17 protein-coding genes are annotated in these 18,097 nt (G+C 69.5%); 5 read left to right on the forward strand and 12 right to left on the reverse strand.

The genetic code is table 11. The features are described 5' to 3' along the window. Positions 1 to 12: 12 nt before the first annotated feature. From EQ874_RS06835 to EQ874_RS06865, 7 genes are all read right to left on the reverse strand, one after another. A complete protein-coding gene (locus EQ874_RS06835) occupies positions 13 to 1,038 on the reverse strand; it encodes a methionine synthase (RefSeq protein WP_129976347.1) in 1,026 nt (341 codons plus the stop codon). Continuing rightward, on the reverse strand, positions 1,035 to 2,114 hold the full coding sequence (gene mnmA / locus EQ874_RS06840; RefSeq protein WP_064065015.1) for a tRNA 2-thiouridine(34) synthase MnmA: 1,080 nt from the start codon (positions 2,112 to 2,114) through the stop codon (positions 1,035 to 1,037). Before mnmA ends, EQ874_RS06835 begins: the two co-directional genes overlap by 4 nt. Next, complete coding sequence (locus EQ874_RS06845; RefSeq protein WP_064065016.1) at positions 2,111 to 3,346, reverse strand: cysteine desulfurase family protein; 1,236 nt, start codon at positions 3,344 to 3,346, stop codon at positions 2,111 to 2,113. Before EQ874_RS06845 ends, mnmA begins: the two co-directional genes overlap by 4 nt. Before the next feature lie 42 nt (positions 3,347 to 3,388). Continuing rightward, a complete protein-coding gene (locus EQ874_RS06850) occupies positions 3,389 to 4,279 on the reverse strand; it encodes a lysophospholipid acyltransferase family protein (protein WP_129976348.1) in 891 nt (296 codons plus the stop codon). Further along, positions 4,276 to 5,106 (reverse strand): GNAT family N-acyltransferase, encoded by an 831-nt coding sequence (locus EQ874_RS06855; protein WP_129976349.1) that lies wholly within the window; start codon positions 5,104 to 5,106, stop codon positions 4,276 to 4,278. Before EQ874_RS06855 ends, EQ874_RS06850 begins: the two co-directional genes overlap by 4 nt. 145 nt (positions 5,107 to 5,251) lie before the next feature. Continuing rightward, positions 5,252 to 6,208: an electron transfer flavoprotein subunit alpha/FixB family protein gene (locus EQ874_RS06860; RefSeq protein ID WP_064065019.1), complete on the reverse strand. Its 957-nt coding sequence runs from the start codon at positions 6,206 to 6,208 to the stop codon at positions 5,252 to 5,254. Between the two features lie 46 nt (positions 6,209 to 6,254). Then, positions 6,255 to 7,040, reverse strand: a complete 786-nt coding sequence (locus EQ874_RS06865; protein ID WP_016935711.1) for an electron transfer flavoprotein subunit beta/FixA family protein — start codon at positions 7,038 to 7,040, stop codon at positions 6,255 to 6,257. Positions 7,041 to 7,263: 223 nt separating this feature from the next. Between EQ874_RS06865 and EQ874_RS06870 the strand changes: the two genes are divergently transcribed. The 4 genes from EQ874_RS06870 to EQ874_RS06885 are packed head-to-tail and all read left to right on the forward strand — an operon-like array spanning position 7,264 to position 11,391. Further along, positions 7,264 to 8,064 (forward strand): SAM-dependent methyltransferase, encoded by an 801-nt coding sequence (locus EQ874_RS06870; protein WP_129976350.1) that lies wholly within the window; start codon positions 7,264 to 7,266, stop codon positions 8,062 to 8,064. Positions 8,065 to 8,090: 26 nt separating this feature from the next. Further along, entirely contained in the window at positions 8,091 to 9,611 is a 1,521-nt protein-coding gene (locus tag EQ874_RS06875) for a glycoside hydrolase family 57 protein (RefSeq protein ID WP_129976514.1), read from the forward strand. Continuing rightward, positions 9,608 to 10,855: a glycosyltransferase family 4 protein gene (locus EQ874_RS06880; protein WP_064065022.1), complete on the forward strand. Its 1,248-nt coding sequence runs from the start codon at positions 9,608 to 9,610 to the stop codon at positions 10,853 to 10,855. The genes EQ874_RS06875 and EQ874_RS06880 overlap by 4 nt, the downstream gene beginning before the upstream one ends. Next, positions 10,852 to 11,391 carry a GNAT family N-acetyltransferase gene (locus EQ874_RS06885; RefSeq protein WP_129976351.1) on the forward strand — a complete coding sequence of 180 codons (540 nt, stop codon included), beginning with the start codon at positions 10,852 to 10,854 and terminating at the stop codon, positions 11,389 to 11,391. The genes EQ874_RS06880 and EQ874_RS06885 overlap by 4 nt, the downstream gene beginning before the upstream one ends. Positions 11,392 to 11,404: 13 nt before the next feature. Here the strand turns inward: EQ874_RS06885 and EQ874_RS06890 are convergent, their stop codons facing one another. Both EQ874_RS06890 and EQ874_RS06895 read right to left on the reverse strand, forming a co-directional pair. After that, positions 11,405 to 12,907, reverse strand: a complete 1,503-nt coding sequence (locus EQ874_RS06890) for an amidase (protein WP_129976352.1) — start codon at positions 12,905 to 12,907, stop codon at positions 11,405 to 11,407. A 33-nt stretch (positions 12,908 to 12,940) separates the two neighbouring features. Next, complete coding sequence (locus tag EQ874_RS06895; protein WP_064065025.1) at positions 12,941 to 13,699, reverse strand: acyltransferase; 759 nt, start codon at positions 13,697 to 13,699, stop codon at positions 12,941 to 12,943. Between the two features lie 93 nt (positions 13,700 to 13,792). Between EQ874_RS06895 and EQ874_RS06900 the strand changes: the two genes are divergently transcribed. After that, a complete protein-coding gene (locus EQ874_RS06900; RefSeq protein WP_129976353.1) occupies positions 13,793 to 15,106 on the forward strand; it encodes a PQQ-binding-like beta-propeller repeat protein in 1,314 nt (437 codons plus the stop codon). A 15-nt stretch (positions 15,107 to 15,121) separates the two neighbouring features. On the opposite strand, the gene EQ874_RS06905 is transcribed toward EQ874_RS06900, so the two are convergent. Genes EQ874_RS06905 through EQ874_RS06915 form a run of 3 tightly spaced genes read right to left on the reverse strand, consistent with a single transcriptional unit; the run spans position 15,122 to position 18,089 of the window. Then, on the reverse strand, positions 15,122 to 16,279 hold the full coding sequence (locus EQ874_RS06905; protein WP_129976354.1) for a class I SAM-dependent methyltransferase: 1,158 nt from the start codon (positions 16,277 to 16,279) through the stop codon (positions 15,122 to 15,124). Continuing rightward, positions 16,280 to 17,257 (reverse strand): class I SAM-dependent methyltransferase, encoded by a 978-nt coding sequence (locus tag EQ874_RS06910; RefSeq protein WP_064065028.1) that lies wholly within the window; start codon positions 17,255 to 17,257, stop codon positions 16,280 to 16,282. A 52-nt stretch (positions 17,258 to 17,309) separates the two neighbouring features. Next, positions 17,310 to 18,089 carry an enoyl-CoA hydratase-related protein gene (locus tag EQ874_RS06915; protein ID WP_129976355.1) on the reverse strand — a complete coding sequence of 260 codons (780 nt, stop codon included), beginning with the start codon at positions 18,087 to 18,089 and terminating at the stop codon, positions 17,310 to 17,312. Positions 18,090 to 18,097: the final 8 nt, after the last annotated feature.

Raw genomic sequence — 18,097 nt, forward strand, 5'->3', positions numbered from 1 at the left:
CGACAGGAACGCTCAGAGTGTGTCGGCTTCCTCGGCGAACGCCGAGGCGACGTCGCGCACGGAACGCAGGGCGGCCCGCGCCCCGTCCGTGGACGCCGAGGCCAGCCCACAGACCGGACTCACCGCCACCGAGTGCAGCACCTTCCGGGGGAAACCGAGCCGGTCGATCAGGTCGACGGCCGGTGCCGCGTACTCGCGCCAGCCCGTCGACGCCGGAGCGGTGGCAGGCACGAGCCCCAGGATCGGGACCGTGCCGGAGTCGAAGAGTTCCCCGAGTCCGTCGAGGTCGGAGCGTCGCACACGACCGACGTCGAAAGCGACCGCCTCGGCAGCGCTGCGCCGCAGGAAATCGGCCGGGAAGGTGTCCGCGCAGCAGTGCACCGCGACGGACAGTCCGGTGCCCCGGATCGTCGTGTCGAGCACGTCCAGCGCTTCCGGATCCGGGACCGCGGGCACGGTCTCGAGAATGGTCCGGCCCTTCAGCGTTCCGGCGAGCACGTCGGGAAGCGACGGTTCGTCGAGTTGCGCGACGACCGGCACACCGATCCGGCGGGTGATCTCGGCCGCGTGCCGGGCCAGCCCTTCCGCGAGCGATTCGGCCAGCTCGCGGACGGCACCGCGGTCGGTGAGCACCCGTCGCCCGGTGGCGAGTTCGACGTGGGCGGCCAGGGTGAGCGGTCCGGCGGACTGCACCTTCACCGGGCGGGTGACGTCCGAGCCGGCGCGTTCCCAGGCCTCCTCGAGCGCGTCGAGATCCTGCGCGAGCAGATCGCGCGCCCGGGCGGCCACGGTGCCGCGCCGCGACACCAGGCGATATCCGGTGGTCGAGGTGTCGAGATACATGTCGACGAGCAGCGCACTGACGCGCCCGATGATATCGGCACCGAGCCCACGCGCCGGTAACTCGACGAGATGCGGCAGATCGGTGAGTTCGCCGACGACGACCGTAGCGGCCTCGCGCGGGTCCGTTCCGGGCCACGAACCGATGCCTGTCGCGGCACCGGACCACACCTCGCGGCCGGGGGCAGGTGCCGTCACCGCTCCCCTGCCGTAATGGTGCCGCTGCCGAGAACGATGTCGCCCGCTGCATCGGGGCGGTACAGCACGGCGGCCTGACCGGCGGCGACACCGGTGAGCGGTTCGCGCAGCGTGATCTCGATACCCGTGCCCACCGCTTCGGCGACGGCCGGGGCCAGTCCACCATGTGCGCGGACCTGAACGACGCACTCGATCGGGCCGACGGGAGCCGTGCCCGAGGTCCACACGGCGCGCTCGGCCCGGATCGACCCGACCTTCAGCTGTTCGGCGCTGCCGACCCGCACGGTGCCGCTCCCCGGCTCGATCGCCGTGACGTAGCGGGGACGTCCGTCGGGTCCGGGTCCGGCGATGCCGAGCCCCTTGCGCTGGCCCACGGTGAAGCCGTGTACGCCGTCGTGCTGCGCGAGCACCTCACCGGAACGGTCGTCCACGACGGCGCCCGGGCGCACGCCGATCCGGGCACCGAGGAAGGCTCGCGTGTCGCCCGAGGGGATGAAACAGATGTCGTGGCTGTCGGGCTTGTTCGCCACCGCAAGTCCGCGTTCGGCCGCCTCCTCGCGGATCCGGCTCTTGGGGGTGTCGCCGACAGGAAAAACCGCGCGCGACAACTGCTGCGCGGTGAGCACGGCCAGCACGTACGACTGGTCCTTGTCGGCGTCGACGGCGCGGCGCAGCACCCCGCCGTCCAACTGCGCGTAGTGACCGGTGGCGACGGCGTCGAAGCCGAGGGCCACGGCGCGGTCGGCCAGCGCCGAGAACTTGATCTTCTCGTTGCAGCGCAGACACGGATTCGGGGTCTCACCGGCCGCGTAGGACGCGACGAAGTCGTCGATCACGTCCTCCTTGAAGCGGTCTGCGAAATCCCACACGTAGAACGGGATTCCGAGCACGTCGGCGGCGCGGCGGGCGTCGCCGGCGTCCTCCTTCGAACAGCATCCCCGCGAGCCGGTGCGCAGCGTGCCCGGCGCGCTCGACAACGCGAGGTGTACTCCGACGACGTCGTGTCCGGCCTCGACCATGCGGGCGGCGGCGACCGCCGAGTCCACACCGCCGCTCATTGCCGCAAGAATCCTCATCTCCGGTCACCTCCTCGTCCACCGGCGCTCGCCAGTCCGGCGGCGCGAGCCCTGTCCACCACGGAAGGGAGAGTTTCGATCAGCTTCTCGATGTCGCCACGGGTCGTCGTGTGTCCCAACGAGAATCGGAGCGATCCACGCGCCGTGACGGGGTCCGATCCCATCGCGACGAGCACGTGGCTCGCACGCGCGACCCCGGCCGTGCACGCCGAGCCGGTCGAGCATTCGATACCGGCTGCGTCGAGCAGCATCAGCAGCGAATCCCCTTCGCACCCGGGGAATGTGAAGTGTGCGTTGTTGGGCAGTCGTCCCGCCCCGCGGGGGCCGTTGAGGATCGCGTCGGGAATCACCGACTCGACACCTGCGACGAGAAGATCGCGCAGGCGTGCCAGTTCGGCGTTACGTCCGGGCAGATCCGAGGTGACCTCGCGCAGCGCCGTAGCCATCGCCACGACGGACGCGGTGTCCTGTGTACCCGAACGCACGTCGCGTTCGTGACCGCCGCCGTGGGCGAGCGGCACGCACGGCACCTGCCTGCCGAGCAGCAACGCGCCCACCCCTTGCGGCCCCCCGAACTTGTGGGCGGCCAGGGTCAGCGCCGACAGGCCGCTCGCGGTGAAGTCGACGGGGAGATGAGCGACCGCCTGCACGGCGTCGCTGTGCATCGGGACGTCGAACTCGGCGGCGACGGCGGCGAGTTCGACGATCGGCATGACGGTGCCGACCTCGTTGTTCGCCCACATGACGGACACGAGGGCGACCTCGTCGGCGTAGCGCGAGAGTTCGTCGCGGAGCGTGCCGGGATCGACGCGCCCGGACCGGTCGACCGGAAGCCACGTCACCACTGCGTCCTCGTGCTCGACGAGCCATTCGACGGCGTCGAGCACAGCATGGTGCTCGACCGCGCTCGCCAGGATCCTGCGACGACGGGAATCCTGGGCGCGGCGGCCCCAGTAGATGCCCTTGATCGCCAGGTTGTCGCCCTCGGTACCACCGGAGACGAAGATCACCTCGGAGGGCCGGGCGCCGAGGGCGGCTGCGATCGACTCTCGCGACTCTTCGATGCGGCGGCGCGCTGCGCGCCCCGAACCGTGCAGGGACGACGCGTTTCCGACGGTGGTGAGGACCGACGTCATCGCCTCGACGGCCGCAGGAAGCATCGGCGTCGTCGCGGCGTGATCGAGGTAGACGGTCGTGGAGGTACCGGAGGGACCGGAGGCGGGCGAGGTCATGACCGATCCAGGATAGCGGGTGGGCACGGGTGCCCGCCGCGCTCAGGGGGTCCGCGGGCGGGCGGCGTCCGCCCGGTGCGCCGCACGGGCAACCGGTGAGCGGTCGACCGGCACGGAGGATATGGCATCGGCCACACGATCGGCGCGGACCGCGCGGTCGCATCGGGCCGCGAGATCACGCCGGTCCTGTCCCGGCCGTTCGAGCGGCGCCAGGACGACTTCGGCGACGACACCACGGTTCCGGATCATCCGCCGGAGCGACGACCCGATCGTCTCGTCACCGACGAAGGCGGGCACCGCAGTGGACTCGCCCGTGCGCTGGCGGTAACGCAGTCCGACCGGCTGGACAAGGCACTGTACGTCCACCGCCGCCTGGAGCAGTGCGGGACGGAAACCGCCGTAGGCCCGACCGCACCATGTCGTGCCCTCGGGGAAGACCGCGACACGTTCGCCTGCGAGCAGGCGGGTACGTATCCGATCGATCACGTCGGGCAGCAGACGCAGCCGTTCCCGGTCGATGGCGATGACACGCATCCGGCGTGCGAGTGTGCCCAGCACACCCCAGTCGAGCAGGTCCGCCCGTGCCACGAAGACAGCGGGAGCGACCGCGGTGAGGACCAGCACGTCGGTCCACGAGACGTGCGGTGCAACGACGAGCACGCCCCCTGCGTGCGCCCGCCGGTCACGTCTGTCGTCGACCGTCGGGTGAATGCCCACGCACCACAGCAACACGCGCGCGCTGCGACGCAACGTGTGTTCCCGGCGCGTCGCAGGAATCATCCGTCCGGCCGACAGGAGTGGTACCACCGTCAGCACGAGCGCCACGAGCGCGATGCGCAGCCCCACCGTCGGCAGACCCACACGGTCCGCGTCGTCCGCCAGACACCGCACGCCGCACGGGCTCGACGGCATCCACCCGTGCAACCGCGTCATCGCGTACCACCCTCGTTGCGCTCCGCGACGGCCCGCAAGCGGGCGAGATACCGTGCGTTCGCCCGGTCCACGGCGAGTATCGCGACGAAGTCGGCGACGCCGAAGTCCGGGTCGTGGGCCGGTTCACCACAGATCCGGGCACCGAGCCGGAGATATCCGCGCAGCAGCGGCGGCACCACGGGGCGCGGTGGCGGCGCGATCTCATCGAGAGGATGGCCGTCGACCACGACGGGGTTCAACGGGCGTACCCGTGATGCGGGCTCGATCGCGTGTCGGTCGAGCAGAAGGTCGCGCACACCCCGCACGTTCGACGCCTCGGGTTCGTCGGGCGTCGTGCGCAGGGGCACCGACACGCATCCGACGACCTCGTGGTGTCCGGTCGTCTCGAGATAGAGCAGGATCCCGGCCCACATGAGGGTGAGCACGGACCCGGAGCGGTGGGCCGGATCGACGCAGGCCCGACCCATTTCGACGAGACCGCGTCCGTGGGGGTCGAGGGCGGTGAGATCGAATTCGGTGGCGGTGTAGTACCCACCCGCCTCGCGCGCGGCCTCGGGCAGCAGCATCCGGTAGCAGCCGACGACATCGTCGGTGACCCGGTCGTGCACGAGTATGTGGTCGCAGAACTCGTCGAACCGGTCCGTGTCGAGACCGGTCCCGGAATGAGGGAGCCGGAAGCCCGGTTCGTTCGCGAAGACCCGATGGCGCAGACGTTGCGCAACCGTGCGAACGGACGGTTCGGTCGAGACGACGAGAGAATAACGGGGGCCGGACAGGATCGGGGCGGTGAAATGACTCGGGCGGTACAGCACCGACGATGTGGTCATGCCGAAGGTGTAACGAGTGCGGGAGGCGTGCCGGCGGCGCCGGGATGTCGCGGTGATGCATCGCCGATGAACACTCCGCCGAACAGATGTGGCCCCGCTCCTCGAAAGGAACGGGGCCACCCAGGGATCGGTCTGCCCGAGCAGATCAGCCCTTGTGCTTCTTGACCTCGTCGGTCAGCTGCGGAGCGACGTTGAACAGGTCGCCGACGACGCCGTAGTCCGCGATCTCGAAGATCGGGGCCTCTTCGTCCTTGTTGACGGCGACGATGGTCTTCGAGGTCTGCATGCCGGCGCGGTGCTGGATCGCACCGGAGATGCCGAGTGCGACGTACAGCTGCGGCGAGACCGTCTTGCCGGTCTGACCGACCTGGAACTGGCCCGGGTAGTAGCCGGAGTCGACAGCGGCGCGGGACGCACCGACGGCGGCACCAAGCGAGTCGGCGAGTTCTTCGACGACGGAGAACTTGTCGGCCGAACCGACACCGCGGCCGCCGGAGACGACGATCGACGCCTCGGTGAGCTCCGGACGGTCGCCGCCGACGATCGGATCGCGCGAGACGATCTTCACGGCGTTCTCTTCCTGAGCCGGAACCTCGACGGCCACGCGCTCGGCGGCAGCGGCTTCGGGCTTGGCCTCGACGGCACCCGGACGGACGGAGATCACGGGGACCTCACCGTTGGTCTTGGCATCGACGGTGTACGCACCACCGAAGATCGAGTGCACGGCCGAGCCGTCGGCCTTGACGTCGACGACGTCGACGAGCAGACCGGAACCGATGCGGGCGGCGAGACGGCCCGACACCTCCTTGCCCTCGACGGACGCGGCGGTGATGACGGCGGCGGGGCTGGTGGACTCGACGAGCGACGCCAGGATGTCGACCTTGGGGGTGACCAGGTACTTGTCGACGTCGTCGGACTCGGCGGCGTAGACCTTGACCGCACCGGCGGCGGCGAGGGCGTCCTGCAGCGCGTCGGCGGTGCCGGGAGCACCGGCGACGACGGCGGCGGGTTCGCCGAGCGCACGCGCGGCGGTGATCAATTCGGTGCTGACCTTCTTGAGCGCGCCCTCGGCATGCTCGACGAGCACGAGTACTTCTGCCATTACTACTTCTCTCCTAGATATGTCAGATGTTGTCGCGGGGGCGCGATCAGATGATCTTCTGACCGACCAGGTACTGGGCGATCTTGGTGCCGCCGTCGCCCTCGTCGGCGACGCGCTCACCTGCGGTGCGCGGCGGCTTCGGGGTCACACCGGTGACGGTCGAGGCCGCATTGGCGACGCCGAAGATCTCGGGATCGAGGCCGATGTCGGCGAGGGTGAGGGTCTGAACTTCCTTCTTCTTGGCGGCCATGATGCCCTTGAAGGAGGGGAAGCGAGGCTCGTTGATCTTCTCGGTGACCGAGATGATGGCGGGGAGCGGAGCTTCGATGCCGAAGACACCCTCGTCGGTCTCACGCTCGCCGGAGGCCTTGCCGTCCGCGATGGTGAGCTTGCGCAGGTGCGTCAGGTGCGGCAGGCCGAGGTACTCGGCGATGATCGCGGGAACGGCACCCACACGGCCGTCGGTGGCCTCGTTGCCGGCGATGACGAGCTCGACACCTTCGATCTGACCGAGCGCCGCGGCGAGCGCGTACGCGGTCTGGATGGAGTCCGAGCCGTGCAGGGCCGGGTCGTTGAGGTGGATCGCCTTGTCGGCGCCCATGGACAGCGCCTTACGGATGGCGTCGGTCGCGCGGTCGGGACCGGCGGTCAGAACGGTGACCTCGCCGCCGTCGCGCTCCTTGATGAGCAGAGCTTCCTCGACGGCGCGCTCGTTGATCTCGTCGAGCACGGCGTCGGCGGCCTCACGGTCGAGCGTGTAGTCGCCGTCGCTGAGCTTGCGCTCGGACCACGTGTCGGGGACCTGCTTGATCAAAACGACGATGTTCGTCATGGGTCTGCGTCGACCTCCTGTGTGTAGCTGCCTTTGGTCGGCAAGGCGCTGCCTGAACCGAGCACTCGTGTCTTTCGCACGGCGTGTGCGATAGATTATCAGCCGCTAAGTTACCAGCCGGTAACTTGACGGAATTCCCGATTCACCATAACCGCACGGAAGGACGACCGAAGCTGTGATCCGGAACACCGGAGACCTCCCCTCCGGGAAGGGGGCTAATGTCGTGGCGGTGAGCGATACCCCCGCCCGCGCCGACGATGCGCACACCCTTCCCCTCACCGGCGAACGGACGGTCCCGGGCATCGCCCAGGAGAACTACTGGTTCCGACGTCACGAGGTCGTCTACCAGCATTTTCTTCCCCGGTGCGCGAAACGGACCGTGCTCGAGGCCGGCGCCGGCGAAGGCTACGGGGCCGCCATGATCGCCGACGTCGCCACCCGGGTGATCGGTCTCGACTACGACGAGAGCGCCGTCGCCCACATCCGCGCGCGCTACCCCCGCGTGGACATGCGGCACGGCAATCTCGCCGAACTTCCCCTCGAGGACGAATCGGTCGATACGGTCGTGAACTTCCAGGTGATCGAGCATCTGTGGGATCAGACACAGTTCCTACGCGAATGTCACCGCATTCTCACTCCCGGCGGTGAGCTGCTGATCAGCACGCCCAACCGCATCACCTTCTCCCCCGGCCGCGACACCCCGCTCAATCCCTTCCACACCCGTGAGCTGAACGCCGCCGAACTGACGCAACTGCTCGAGGACGCCGGCTTCCGCGTCGAACTCATGACGGGCGTGCACCACGGACCCGCCCTGCGCGCTCTCGACGCCAAGCACGGCGGATCGTTCATCGACGCTCAGATCGAGCGGGCGCTCGCCGGCGAGCCGTGGCCGGACGACCTCACCGCCGATGTCGCCATGGTCTCCGTCGACGACTTCGCCATCGTTCCCGAGAACATCGACGCGAGCCTCGATCTCGTCGCCATCGCCGTGAAGGATCCTGCAGCGAAGGACACTGCGCCGTGAGTGCCGCATCACCTCGCGAGCCGGGTATGTTCGCGCTCGTCCTCCATTCCCACCTCCCGTGGCTCGCCCATCACGGCCGGTGGCCCGTCGGCGAGGAATGGCTCTACCAGTCGTGGGCCGCGACCTATCTGCCCGTCACCGACGTCCTCAGACGGCTCGCCGCCGAAGGTCGGACCCGGATGCTCACGCTCGGGGTCACCCCGGTGCTCGCCGCGCAACTCGACGATCCGCACTGCCTCGCCGGGATGCACCACTGGCTCGGCAACTGGCAACTCCGCGCGCACGAGGCCGCCGGGATGCGGGAGGAGTCCTACCGCGCGCTCGGCGCCCGCGAGCACCGTGCCGCCTCGACCGCACTCGAGGATTTCGAAACCCATTGGCGCCACGGAGGTTCCCCCGTCGTCCGGCAGCTGATCGACGCCGACGCGATCGAACTCCTCGGCGGACCTCTGGCCCATCCCTTCCAGCCCCTCCTCGACCCGCGACTGCGCGCCTTCTCCCTGTCGGAGGGCCTCGCCGACGCCCACGCCCGCTGGAACCATCGGCCGCGCGGCATCTGGGGTCCGGAATGCGGTTACACGCCGGGCATGGAGAAGGGTTACGCCGCAGCGGGTGTCGAGCACTTCATGGTCGATGGCCCCGCACTGCGCGGCGACACCTCGCTCGGTCGCACGGTCCGCGACTCGGACGTGGTGTGCTTCGGCCGCGACCTGCAGGTCTCGTACCGGGTGTGGTCGCCGAAATCCGGCTACCCGGGCCACTCCGCCTACCGCGACTTCCACACCTACTGCCACGACACCGGACTCAAGCCCTCCCGGGTCACGGGCCGCACGGTGCCCTCGCACGAGAAGGCTCCCTACGACCCTGAACTCGCCTCGCAGGCCGTCGACCGGGACGTCGCCGACTTCGTCGAGACCGTCCGGAAGCGGCTGCGCAGCGAGTCCGACCGCATCGGCCGGGACGCGCTCGTCGTCGCGGCATTCGACACCGAACTGTTCGGGCACTGGTGGTTCGAGGGCCCGATCTTCCTCGAGCGGCTGTTGCGCGCTCTTCCCGAGGCCGGTATCGAGGTGGGAACCCTCGCCGATGCCCGCGACCGCGGCTACGTCGGCGCCTGCGTCGATCTCGAGGATTCGTCGTGGGGCTCGGGCAAGGACTGGCGGGTCTGGGCCGGCGATCAGGTCGCCGACCTCGTGCGACTGAACGACGAGGTGGTGCGCACGACCCTCGACAGCATCGACAAGGCCCGCGAACAGAACGTCTCGCCGGTCGCGCTCCGCAACCGCGTGCACGACCAGATGCTGCGCGAAGCGCTGCTCACGGTGTCCAGCGACTGGGCGTTCATGGTCAGCAAGGACACCGCTGCCGCCTACGCCCGCGACCGCGCGCACAAGCACGCCCACGCACTGCGTGAGATCGCCGAGGCCGTCGGCTCCGGACGCACCGAGACGGCGCGACGTCTGGCCGACGGATGGAGCCGCGCCGACAATCTCTTCCCGGGACTCGACGCCCGGCGACTGCCCGGACGCCACGGAGGCCCGCGATGAAGATCCTGCTCGTGTCATGGGAGTACCCACCCGTCGTCGTCGGCGGCCTGGGCAGACACGTCCACCATCTCGCTACCGAACTCGCCGCGGCCGGCCACGAAGTGGTGGTGCTGTCGCGTCGTCCGACCGGCACCGATGCGTCGACCCATCCCACGGTCGGTCATATCGCCGACGGCGTGCTCGTGGTGGCCGTCGCGGAGGACGCACCTCACTTCGACTTCGGCGAGGACATGATCGCCTGGACCCTCGCGATGGGCCACGCGATGGTCCGCGCCGGGATCGGACTGAGCCGCGGCGGTATCGGCGAAGGCTGGTATCCCGATGTCGTCCACGCCCACGACTGGCTCGTCGCCCACCCCGCGATCGCGCTGGCCGAGTTCTTCGATGTGCCGCTCGTGTCGACCCTGCATGCGACGGAGGCGGGTCGCCACAGCGGCTGGCTGTCCGGCCGGATCAATCGGCAGGTGCATTCCGTCGAATGGTGGCTCGCCAACGAATCCGACCGGCTCATCACGTGTTCGGTGTCGATGCACGACGAGGTGACGGAGCTGTACGGCCCGGACCTGCCGGAGATCTCGGTGATCCGCAACGGCATCGACATCACCACCTGGTCGTACCGGGACCGCGAACCGCGTCCCGGGCCGGCCCGGCTGCTGTACGTCGGCCGCCTCGAATACGAGAAGGGTGTGCAGGACGCGATCGCCGCCCTCCCCCGCATCCGCCGATCGCATCCCGGCACGACCCTCGTGATCGCCGGCGAAGGCACCCAGTTCGAATGGCTCCGTGAACAGGCACGGGTGCACCGCGTCGCACGCTCGGTGAGTTTCCTCGGCAACCTCGACCACACCGAACTGCTCGGCTGGCTGCACGGCGCCGACGCGATCGTGCTGCCGAGCCGCTACGAACCGTTCGGCATCATCGCCCTCGAGGCGGCGGCCGCGGGCACCCCGCTGATCGCGTCCACCGCCGGTGGCCTGGGCGAAGCGGTGGTCGACGGCGTGACCGGACTGTCGTTCCGGCCCGGCGACGTGGCGGGCCTCGTCTCGGCCGTGCGGGAGACCCTCGACGACCCCGAGGACGCACAGGTGCGTGCGCGGGCCGCCCGGGCGCGGCTGACCGACGACTTCGACTGGCGCCGCGTCGCCGAGGAGACCGTGCAGGTCTACTCGTCGGCGAAACGGCGGGTACGACACCCGCTGGCACGTCCCACGATCCCGCAACGCCCACTCCCGGATCGCGGATGAGCGGGCAGCACACCGCCGGGATCGAATGCCTCGAACCGCACCGATCCGACGTCGTCGCCGTCACCGGCCTGCTCAATGCCGTCTACGCGGTGGCCGAGGACGGCATGTGGGTGCCGGGCACCACGCGGACCGACACGGACGAGATCACCCGGTACGCACGGGAAGGCAGTATCCGGATCGCCCGGTCGCACGGCCGGGTGGTCGGATGCATCCGCGTGACCCCGGTGGACGGGACGACGGCCGAGTTCGGGATGTTCGCGTCCGACCCGGAGGTCCGCGGAACGGGCGTCGGCCGTCTCCTGATCGATGCCGTCGAGGCAGAGTGCGCGGAGCGGGGTTTCGAGACGGTGCAACTCGAGGTGATCCGGCCGGGCGGAACCTCGCACGAGTCGAAGGTGTTCCTCGACCGGCTCTACACCCGGCTCGGGTACGTGCCGGACGAACCGGCACCGCTCGATACTCGACATCCGGAACTCGTTCCTGCCCTTGCAGTTCCGTGCGAGACGGTCGTGTACCGGAAGTCCTTGGCGTTCTGAGTCGACTTCCGGCTCAGGAGGCGGCGGACAACTCGGCCGGAGCGAGCGGCGGCTGCCGCTCGAACCACGGCCGGGCCTGTTCGAGTTCGCCGGCGAGCGCGAGGAGCACACCTTCCCCGCCGAGCGGCGCGACGAACTGCACCCCCAGCGGCAGACCGGAGGCCGTCCAGTGCAGCGGGACCGACATCGCCGGTCGCCCGGTGATATTGGCCAGCTGCGTGTACGGGGTACGGCCCAGGTTGTCGTCCACCATCCGGTCGACGAAACCGGCACGCCCCGCGAGCCACGCCGTCCGGGTCCGCAGGAGGGCCTCGCCGGCGCGCCGCATCCAGCGCGGCGTGTCGAGTTCGCCGATGCGCGACGGTGGGAAAGCCAGAGTCGGCGTGAGCAGCAGATCGTAGCGCTCGTGGAACTGCGCGAGACCGCTCGCATACTCGGCCCAACGGGTATGGGCCGCAATGTAGTCCGATGCCGACGTCGCGGCCCCCATGGCGGCCATGATGCGGGTGTCGAATTCGAAGTCCTCCGCCCGTGCCCCGGTCCGGCGACGAGCGTCGGCGACCTCCGCGGCGGCCGTGGCGAACCACATCGTGAGGAAGTCCTCCGCCAGACGTCGTTCGTCGATACCCGTCGAGGCGGGTTCGACGTGATGACCGAGTTCCTCGAGCACCGCGACGGCACCGTCCACCGCGGCCACCGCCTCCGGGTCGACCGGCGTCCCGATCGGTGACGCGGTCTCGTATCCGATCCGCAGCCGCTTCGGGACCGAGCGCGCGGCCTCCGCGTACGACTGCGCCCGCTCGGCGAGATAGGGGCCACCCGCATACGACCCGGCCATGACGTCGAGGAAGGCCGCGGCATCGCGAACCGTCCGGCAGATCACCCCGTTGACGGCGGCCCCGTGCAGAGGTTCCCCGCCGCGCGGACCGGTGGGCACGAGCCCACGTCCGGGTTTGAGTCCGAGGAGACCGCAACACGCGGCGGGAATCCGGATCGAGCCGCCGCCGTCGCTCGCTCCGGCGACCGGAACGACGCCCGCCGCGACCGCGGCGGCGGATCCGCCCGACGACCCGCCCGGCGTCACCGCCGGATTCCACGGATTGCGGCCGGCACCGAAGGCCTCGGGCTCGGTGATGCCCTTCGCCCCGAACTCGGGAGTGTTCGTCTTCCCGAACGGGACCAGCCCCGCACCGAGCCACCGGTCCACGATCACCGAGTTCTCGTCCACCGGCAGGTTCGCGAGAACGCGGGAACCACTCGAGGTCGGCTCACCGGCCAGATCCTGCCCCAGATCCTTGAGCAGGAACGGCACCCCCGCGAACGGGCCGGCGAGTGGTTCGCGGGCGCGGGCGCGGGCCCGGTCGTCGAGCCTGCGGACGACGGTGTTCAGTGTCGGTTCGACAGTGTCGAGCCGCGCGATCGCGGTCTCGAGCAGCTCACTCGCCGACACCTGGCCCGTTGCGACGAGTTCGGCGAGGCCGATCGCGTCGCGACTGCGATACTCCGAGTACTCCATGGCTGTCCCCCACCTGTGGTCCGGCCCGCGTCGCTACCGGTGCACGTCCGCGGGCGTGTCTCCCGACTTCTTCCGTGCGATGTCGGCGAGCGCCGCTTCCCTGGCAGCACGTTCGGCGGCGGCGCTCTCCCATGCCACCTTACGGTTCTTGACCACCTTGGCGGGCGAACCCACCGCGATAGCGAAATCGGGGATGTCGCCCTTGACGACCGCGTGCGCTCCGAGCACCGAACCACGGCCGACGCGGGTACCCCGGAGCACGGTGACCTTCGCGGCGATCCAGGTGTCCGGGCCGATCCGGACGGGGCTCTTCACGATGCCCTGGTCCTTGATCGGATAGGTGATGTCCTCGGTGCGATGGTCGAAGTCGCAGATGTAGCACCAGTCCGCGACCAGCGTCGACGCGCCGATCTCGATGTCGAGATAGGTGTTGACCACGTTGTCCTTGCCGAAGACGACCTTGTCGCCGATCCGGAGCGAGCCCTCGTGGCAACGGATCGCGTTGCCGTCCCCGATGTGGACCCATCTGCCGATCTCGAGACGCGAGAGTTCCGGCGTCGCGTGGATCTCGACGTTCTTGCCCAGGAACACCATGCCGCGCAGCACCACGTGTGGATTGGCCAGTCGGAACTTCGCCAGGCGGTAGTACCGGACCAGGTACCAGGGCGTGTACGCCTTGTTGTCCAGCACCCACTTCAGAGAAGACAGCGTCAGGAATCGTGCCTGTTCGGGATCCCTGCGACGGGACCCGCGCCACCTCGCCGTCAGAGGTGCACCCCACATGCTCGTCATAGGGGCAGCCTACGGTCCGCCTCGTTCGCGGCACACGACCCCCGGCCCGATACGCTGACACGTCGAATCGTTCGCCTGTGGAGGAGTTGAGTGATGCGGGGTGTCCTGCGGACCGCGGTCCCGGCGCTGACTGTGGTCTTCGCGCTGAGCGCGTGCGGTGGTGGCGGCACCGACGACGTGTTGTCCACGGGTGGCTGGCCGGGCCGTCACTCCGATGCCCGCAACAGCAACACCGCGACCGCCGACGGTGTCGACGATCTCACGGCCGGCTGGACCCGCCCGCTGGGTGGAGCGGTCGGCTCGCCCGCCGGCATCGCCGCCAACGGTCAGGTCTCGGTGACCGCCGCGACGGCGGCCGGATGCAATCTGTTCTCCTTCCAGATGGATTCCGGTCGCAAGCGCTGGTGCACGCGTCTCGCACCGGCCGTCACGACGATCACACCGGTCTCCGACGCGGTCGCCAACATCTACGTCGGGGAGGACGGCGGGGTGCTGTCGTTCAACGAGCACGGTCAGCGTCGCTGGCGCCTTCCTGTGAGCGGCAGCCCGCGCAGTGCGCAGTTCACGTCCGACGGAAGTCTGCTGGTGGTCACCCACTTCGGTCAGGTGAATGTCGTCGATCCCCAGACGGGCCACCTCGAGGCGCCCTTGTTCGATCTCGTGCCGGTGCCGACCGTCGCGGACGGGCAGAATCTGCCGCGACTCGCGAGCGATCACGGTCTGCCGGCATGCTTCGGCGGCTCGGAGGACTGCCCGGTGGCCACCACTCCGGCCGTCGACACCGCCACCGATCGCGTCTTCGTCACCGTGTGGCGGCCGGGCGCCGACCGGTCCGCGCTCGTGGCGCTGCGCTACACGGGCGGCGACGACGCCGCAGTGACCGAGGAGTGGTCGGCGCCCGATCTTCCCGGGGGTGCGGTGACGAGTCCGGTGCTGTCCGCGGACGGTTCCACGGTCTACGTCCATGACGGGGACGGCACCCTGTGGGCGCTCGACACCGAGACCGGCGAGGCGCGGTGGAGCCACGAGACCGGTCGTCCCACGGCACTCGGTCCCGCCGTCACCGAGGACGGGCTGTTGCTCCTCGCGTCGGCCGACGGCAGCGCGCCGCTGACGGCGTTGCGCGACAACGGCGACGGTGCCGACCTCGAGTGGGAGCGGACGGATGTGAAGCCCTACGGTGCGCCGGCGGTGACCGCCGACGGCCGGGCCTACGTGGTGGTCGACGGCGACCGGGGTCTCGCTGCCGCGGTGCTCGATCTCGCGGACGGCGCGACCACCGAGAAGGAACCCCTCGAGCCCACCACCGGACTGCCGGTCGGCACCGGCATCGGCCCTGACGGGGAGTTCGTGATCACGACCGTCGACGGCGACGTGGTGGTGCTGCGCGCCCCGCAGTCGGTGTGAGGGTGTGCCGGCCGTTCAGCGTGAGGGGGTGCAGACGAACGCTTCGGGCGTCCGGCCGATGCGGGTGAGGACCACGCTGAGCGAGGCCGACCCGCGTAGCTTCAGCCGCGGACGCAGGACCGCCGGGTCGACGTCGACACCGCGCACGAGGATCTCGACCGCACCGCAGTCGTGGCGGGCGAGTGCCTGACGGAGCGTCTTCTCGCTGTACTTGAGACGTTCGACGATCCGGAAGCCCCGCACGCCGTCGGGCAGACGGTCGCCGGTGAGATAGGCGATCCGCGGGTCGAGTTGCCACAGCCCGTGCGCGGCGGCGTAGTGGCGCACGAGACCGGCACGCACGACGGCACCGTCCGGGTCGACGATCCACTCCCCCGGCTCGCGCTCGGGGATGTCGTCGTCCGCGTCGTCGGTGATCTCGAAACCGGTTCCGTCGGAACGCAGTACAGCAGCACGGCGCCGCACGCCCGGTGCGCTCAGGCCCGGCGAGTACAGGCATGCCTCGCGGACTCCGCCGTCGAGCGAGACGACCTCGACCTCGCCGGCCCAGCCGAGTGAGTCGAAATCCAGTCCCGGCGCGCACTTCACGGCGAGATCGCGGCCCGCGTAGGCGTCGAGGAGATCGGGTAGCGGTGGTTGCAGCGCCGCCGGATCGTGGGTGCGCCGGCCGCCCGACCGGCGTGCGGGATCGGCGACGACGGTGGTGCCTTTGGTGACCGGACGCAGGGCGTCGGCGCGTACCAGATACGCCCCGGGGACGTTGTGCGCGGCCATCGCCAGGCGCACGTCGTCGAGGTCGCTGCCGATCACGGTCTCGGCGACCCCGACGAGTTCGGTGAGTTCGGCGCCGATCGAACACGTCACGTCGTGCACGGTGCGGCCGCGCAACCGCCGGGCACGGTGTGCCGCGACGCGGGTCGGCGTGGACTGCTGCAGGGCGTCGTCGGTGAGAACCCACTCGGTGCCACCGGCGATCTTCGTCTCCGCCTTGCGTCGCAACATGACGGTTTCGACGAGCATGCCGGCGCGATCACCGAAATGCGTACGCGCCCAGCCGATGTCGGCGAGGCGCGTACGCGTCGACAGTTCGCGGCCGGCGACACGTGCGAGAGCGTCGCGGCCGTCTCCCGACGTCAGATACGCGACGTCGGCGAGGGTGAAGTCGTAGCCCAACTACTTGCCGGGCTTCACACCGGTGATCATGACGTTGTAGAAGAAGCTGCGGGGAACGACGTGCTTGAGCACGTTCTCGTCGACCCAGCTCAACGCCTTCCATCCGCCGAAGGCGAACTTCGCCCAGTTCCAGCCGAGCTTCTCCTGCGGCACCGCGGCCTCGAAGGTACGCACCGGCCAGCCGAGCAGTGCCGCGGCGAATTCCTCACTCGACGCTTTCACCTCGACGGCACCGGCCGACGAGGCCAGCTTCTCGAGATCCGAGGGGTCGAAGGTGTGCAGGTCGACGACGGCCTCGAGAGCGGCCGCCCGGGAGGACTCGTCGAGTTCGGTCTGCGGACGACGCCAGTCGCGCAGGAAGGGCAGCCGGGTGATACTGGTGGTGGCCTCCCAGGTGACCCGGCCGAGCAGGCGCGCATAGGCGTTGCCGATCGTGCTGGGTTCACCGGCGAAGACGAACCGGCCACCGGGCTTCAGCACGCGCAGCACCTCGCGGAGAGACTGCTCGACGTCCGGGATGTGGTGCAGCACAGCATGTCCGACCACGAGGTCGAAAGTGTCGTCCTCGTAGGGAATGGTCTCGGCGTCGGCGACGCGGCCGTCGACGTCGAGACCGAGATTCTCGGCGTTGCGCAGCGCGACCTTCACCATGCCGGGCGACAGATCGGTGACCGACCCGCTCTTCGCGACCCCGCCCTGCATGAGGTTGAGGAGGAAGAAGCCGGTGCCGCAACCGAGTTCGAGAGCACGCTCGTAGGGCAGGGGCTGGTCGCCCGCAGCGGCGACGAACCGGCCCTTGGCGTAGTCGATGCAGCGCTCGTCGTACGAGATGGACCACTTCTCGTCGTACGTCTCGGCTTCCCAGTCGTGGTAGAGCACCTGGGCGAGCTTGGTGTCCTCGAGGGCCGCTGCGACCTCTTCGGCCGTGGCGTACGGATTCGGCGCGGGGTCGGCCCCGTCGGTCCTGCTGGCAGTCATGCGGTGATCCTACTCGTCGGTAAGCTGTGGACAAGTGTGCGTGCCGGTCGCGTCATTCGCCGACGAACTGCGCCTTGCCCGGCCCGTTCTCGACGAACGATTCGAGGCCGATCGTGCGATCCTTCGTGGCGAACAGGGCAGCGAAGACGTGCTGCTCGATCTTCAGACCCGTGTCCAGATCGGTGTCGAGCCCCTGGTCGATCGCGGCCTTCGCAGCGGCGAGCGCGCGCGAGGCCGCGCCGGTGAACTGCCCGGCCCAGCGACGCGCCGCCTCGTAGATGTCGTCGGGTGCGACGACCTCGTCGACGAGACCGATCGACAGGGCTTCGTCGGCACCGACGAAGCGACCCGTGAAGACGATGTCCTTGGCCTTCGCCGGACCGACGAGCCGGGCCAGTCGCTGGGTGCCGCCGCCACCGGGGATGATCCCCAGCAGGATCTCGGGCGTACCGAGCTTGACGTTGTCGCCGACGATGCGACGGTCGGCACCGAGCGCGAGTTCGAGGCCGCCACCGAGGGCGTAACCGGTGATCGCGGCGACGGTGGGCTTGGGGATGTCGGCGATCGAGCCGAGGGCCGACTGCAGGTCGCCGACGATCTCGCTCATCTGCACGAAGTTCAGGTCGGCCAGTTCCTTGATGTCGGCGCCGGCCGCGAACACCTTCTCGCCGCCGTACACGATCACCGACTTCACGTCGGAACGCACGGTCGCCTGCCGCGCAGCCTCCCGGATCTCCTCCTGGAGCTGACGATTCAGGGCGTTCATCGGGGGTCGATCGAGACGGATGGTGCCGATCCCGTCGGAGACGTCGAGGGTCACGAATTCAGCCATGCCGTTCA

The organism is Rhodococcus sp. Q1 (assembly GCF_004153645.1).
Classification (GTDB): domain Bacteria; phylum Actinomycetota; class Actinomycetes; order Mycobacteriales; family Mycobacteriaceae; genus Rhodococcus; species Rhodococcus gordoniae.

What these genes read in the sequence shown, in the direction of transcription:
- mnmA (WP_064065015.1), bottom strand. Translation starts at nt 2,114, where the DNA reads ATGAGGATTCTTGCGGCAATGAGCGGCGGTGTGGACTCGGCGGTCGCC.
- EQ874_RS06845 (WP_064065016.1), bottom strand. Translation starts at nt 3,346, where the DNA reads ATGACCTCGCCCGCCTCCGGTCCCTCCGGTACCTCCACGACCGTCTAC.
- EQ874_RS06850 (WP_129976348.1), bottom strand. Translation starts at nt 4,279, where the DNA reads ATGACGCGGTTGCACGGGTGGATGCCGTCGAGCCCGTGCGGCGTGCGG.
- EQ874_RS06855 (WP_129976349.1), bottom strand. Translation starts at nt 5,106, where the DNA reads ATGACCACATCGTCGGTGCTGTACCGCCCGAGTCATTTCACCGCCCCG.
- EQ874_RS06860 (WP_064065019.1), bottom strand. Translation starts at nt 6,208, where the DNA reads ATGGCAGAAGTACTCGTGCTCGTCGAGCATGCCGAGGGCGCGCTCAAG.
- EQ874_RS06865 (WP_016935711.1), bottom strand. Translation starts at nt 7,040, where the DNA reads ATGACGAACATCGTCGTTTTGATCAAGCAGGTCCCCGACACGTGGTCC.
- EQ874_RS06875 (WP_129976514.1), top strand. Translation starts at nt 8,091, where the DNA reads ATGTTCGCGCTCGTCCTCCATTCCCACCTCCCGTGGCTCGCCCATCAC.
- EQ874_RS06880 (WP_064065022.1), top strand. Translation starts at nt 9,608, where the DNA reads ATGAAGATCCTGCTCGTGTCATGGGAGTACCCACCCGTCGTCGTCGGC.
- EQ874_RS06885 (WP_129976351.1), top strand. Translation starts at nt 10,852, where the DNA reads ATGAGCGGGCAGCACACCGCCGGGATCGAATGCCTCGAACCGCACCGA.
- EQ874_RS06890 (WP_129976352.1), bottom strand. Translation starts at nt 12,907, where the DNA reads ATGGAGTACTCGGAGTATCGCAGTCGCGACGCGATCGGCCTCGCCGAA.
- EQ874_RS06895 (WP_064065025.1), bottom strand. Translation starts at nt 13,699, where the DNA reads ATGACGAGCATGTGGGGTGCACCTCTGACGGCGAGGTGGCGCGGGTCC.
- EQ874_RS06900 (WP_129976353.1), top strand. Translation starts at nt 13,793, where the DNA reads ATGCGGGGTGTCCTGCGGACCGCGGTCCCGGCGCTGACTGTGGTCTTC.
- EQ874_RS06910 (WP_064065028.1), bottom strand. Translation starts at nt 17,257, where the DNA reads ATGACTGCCAGCAGGACCGACGGGGCCGACCCCGCGCCGAATCCGTAC.
- EQ874_RS06915 (WP_129976355.1), bottom strand. Translation starts at nt 18,089, where the DNA reads ATGGCTGAATTCGTGACCCTCGACGTCTCCGACGGGATCGGCACCATC.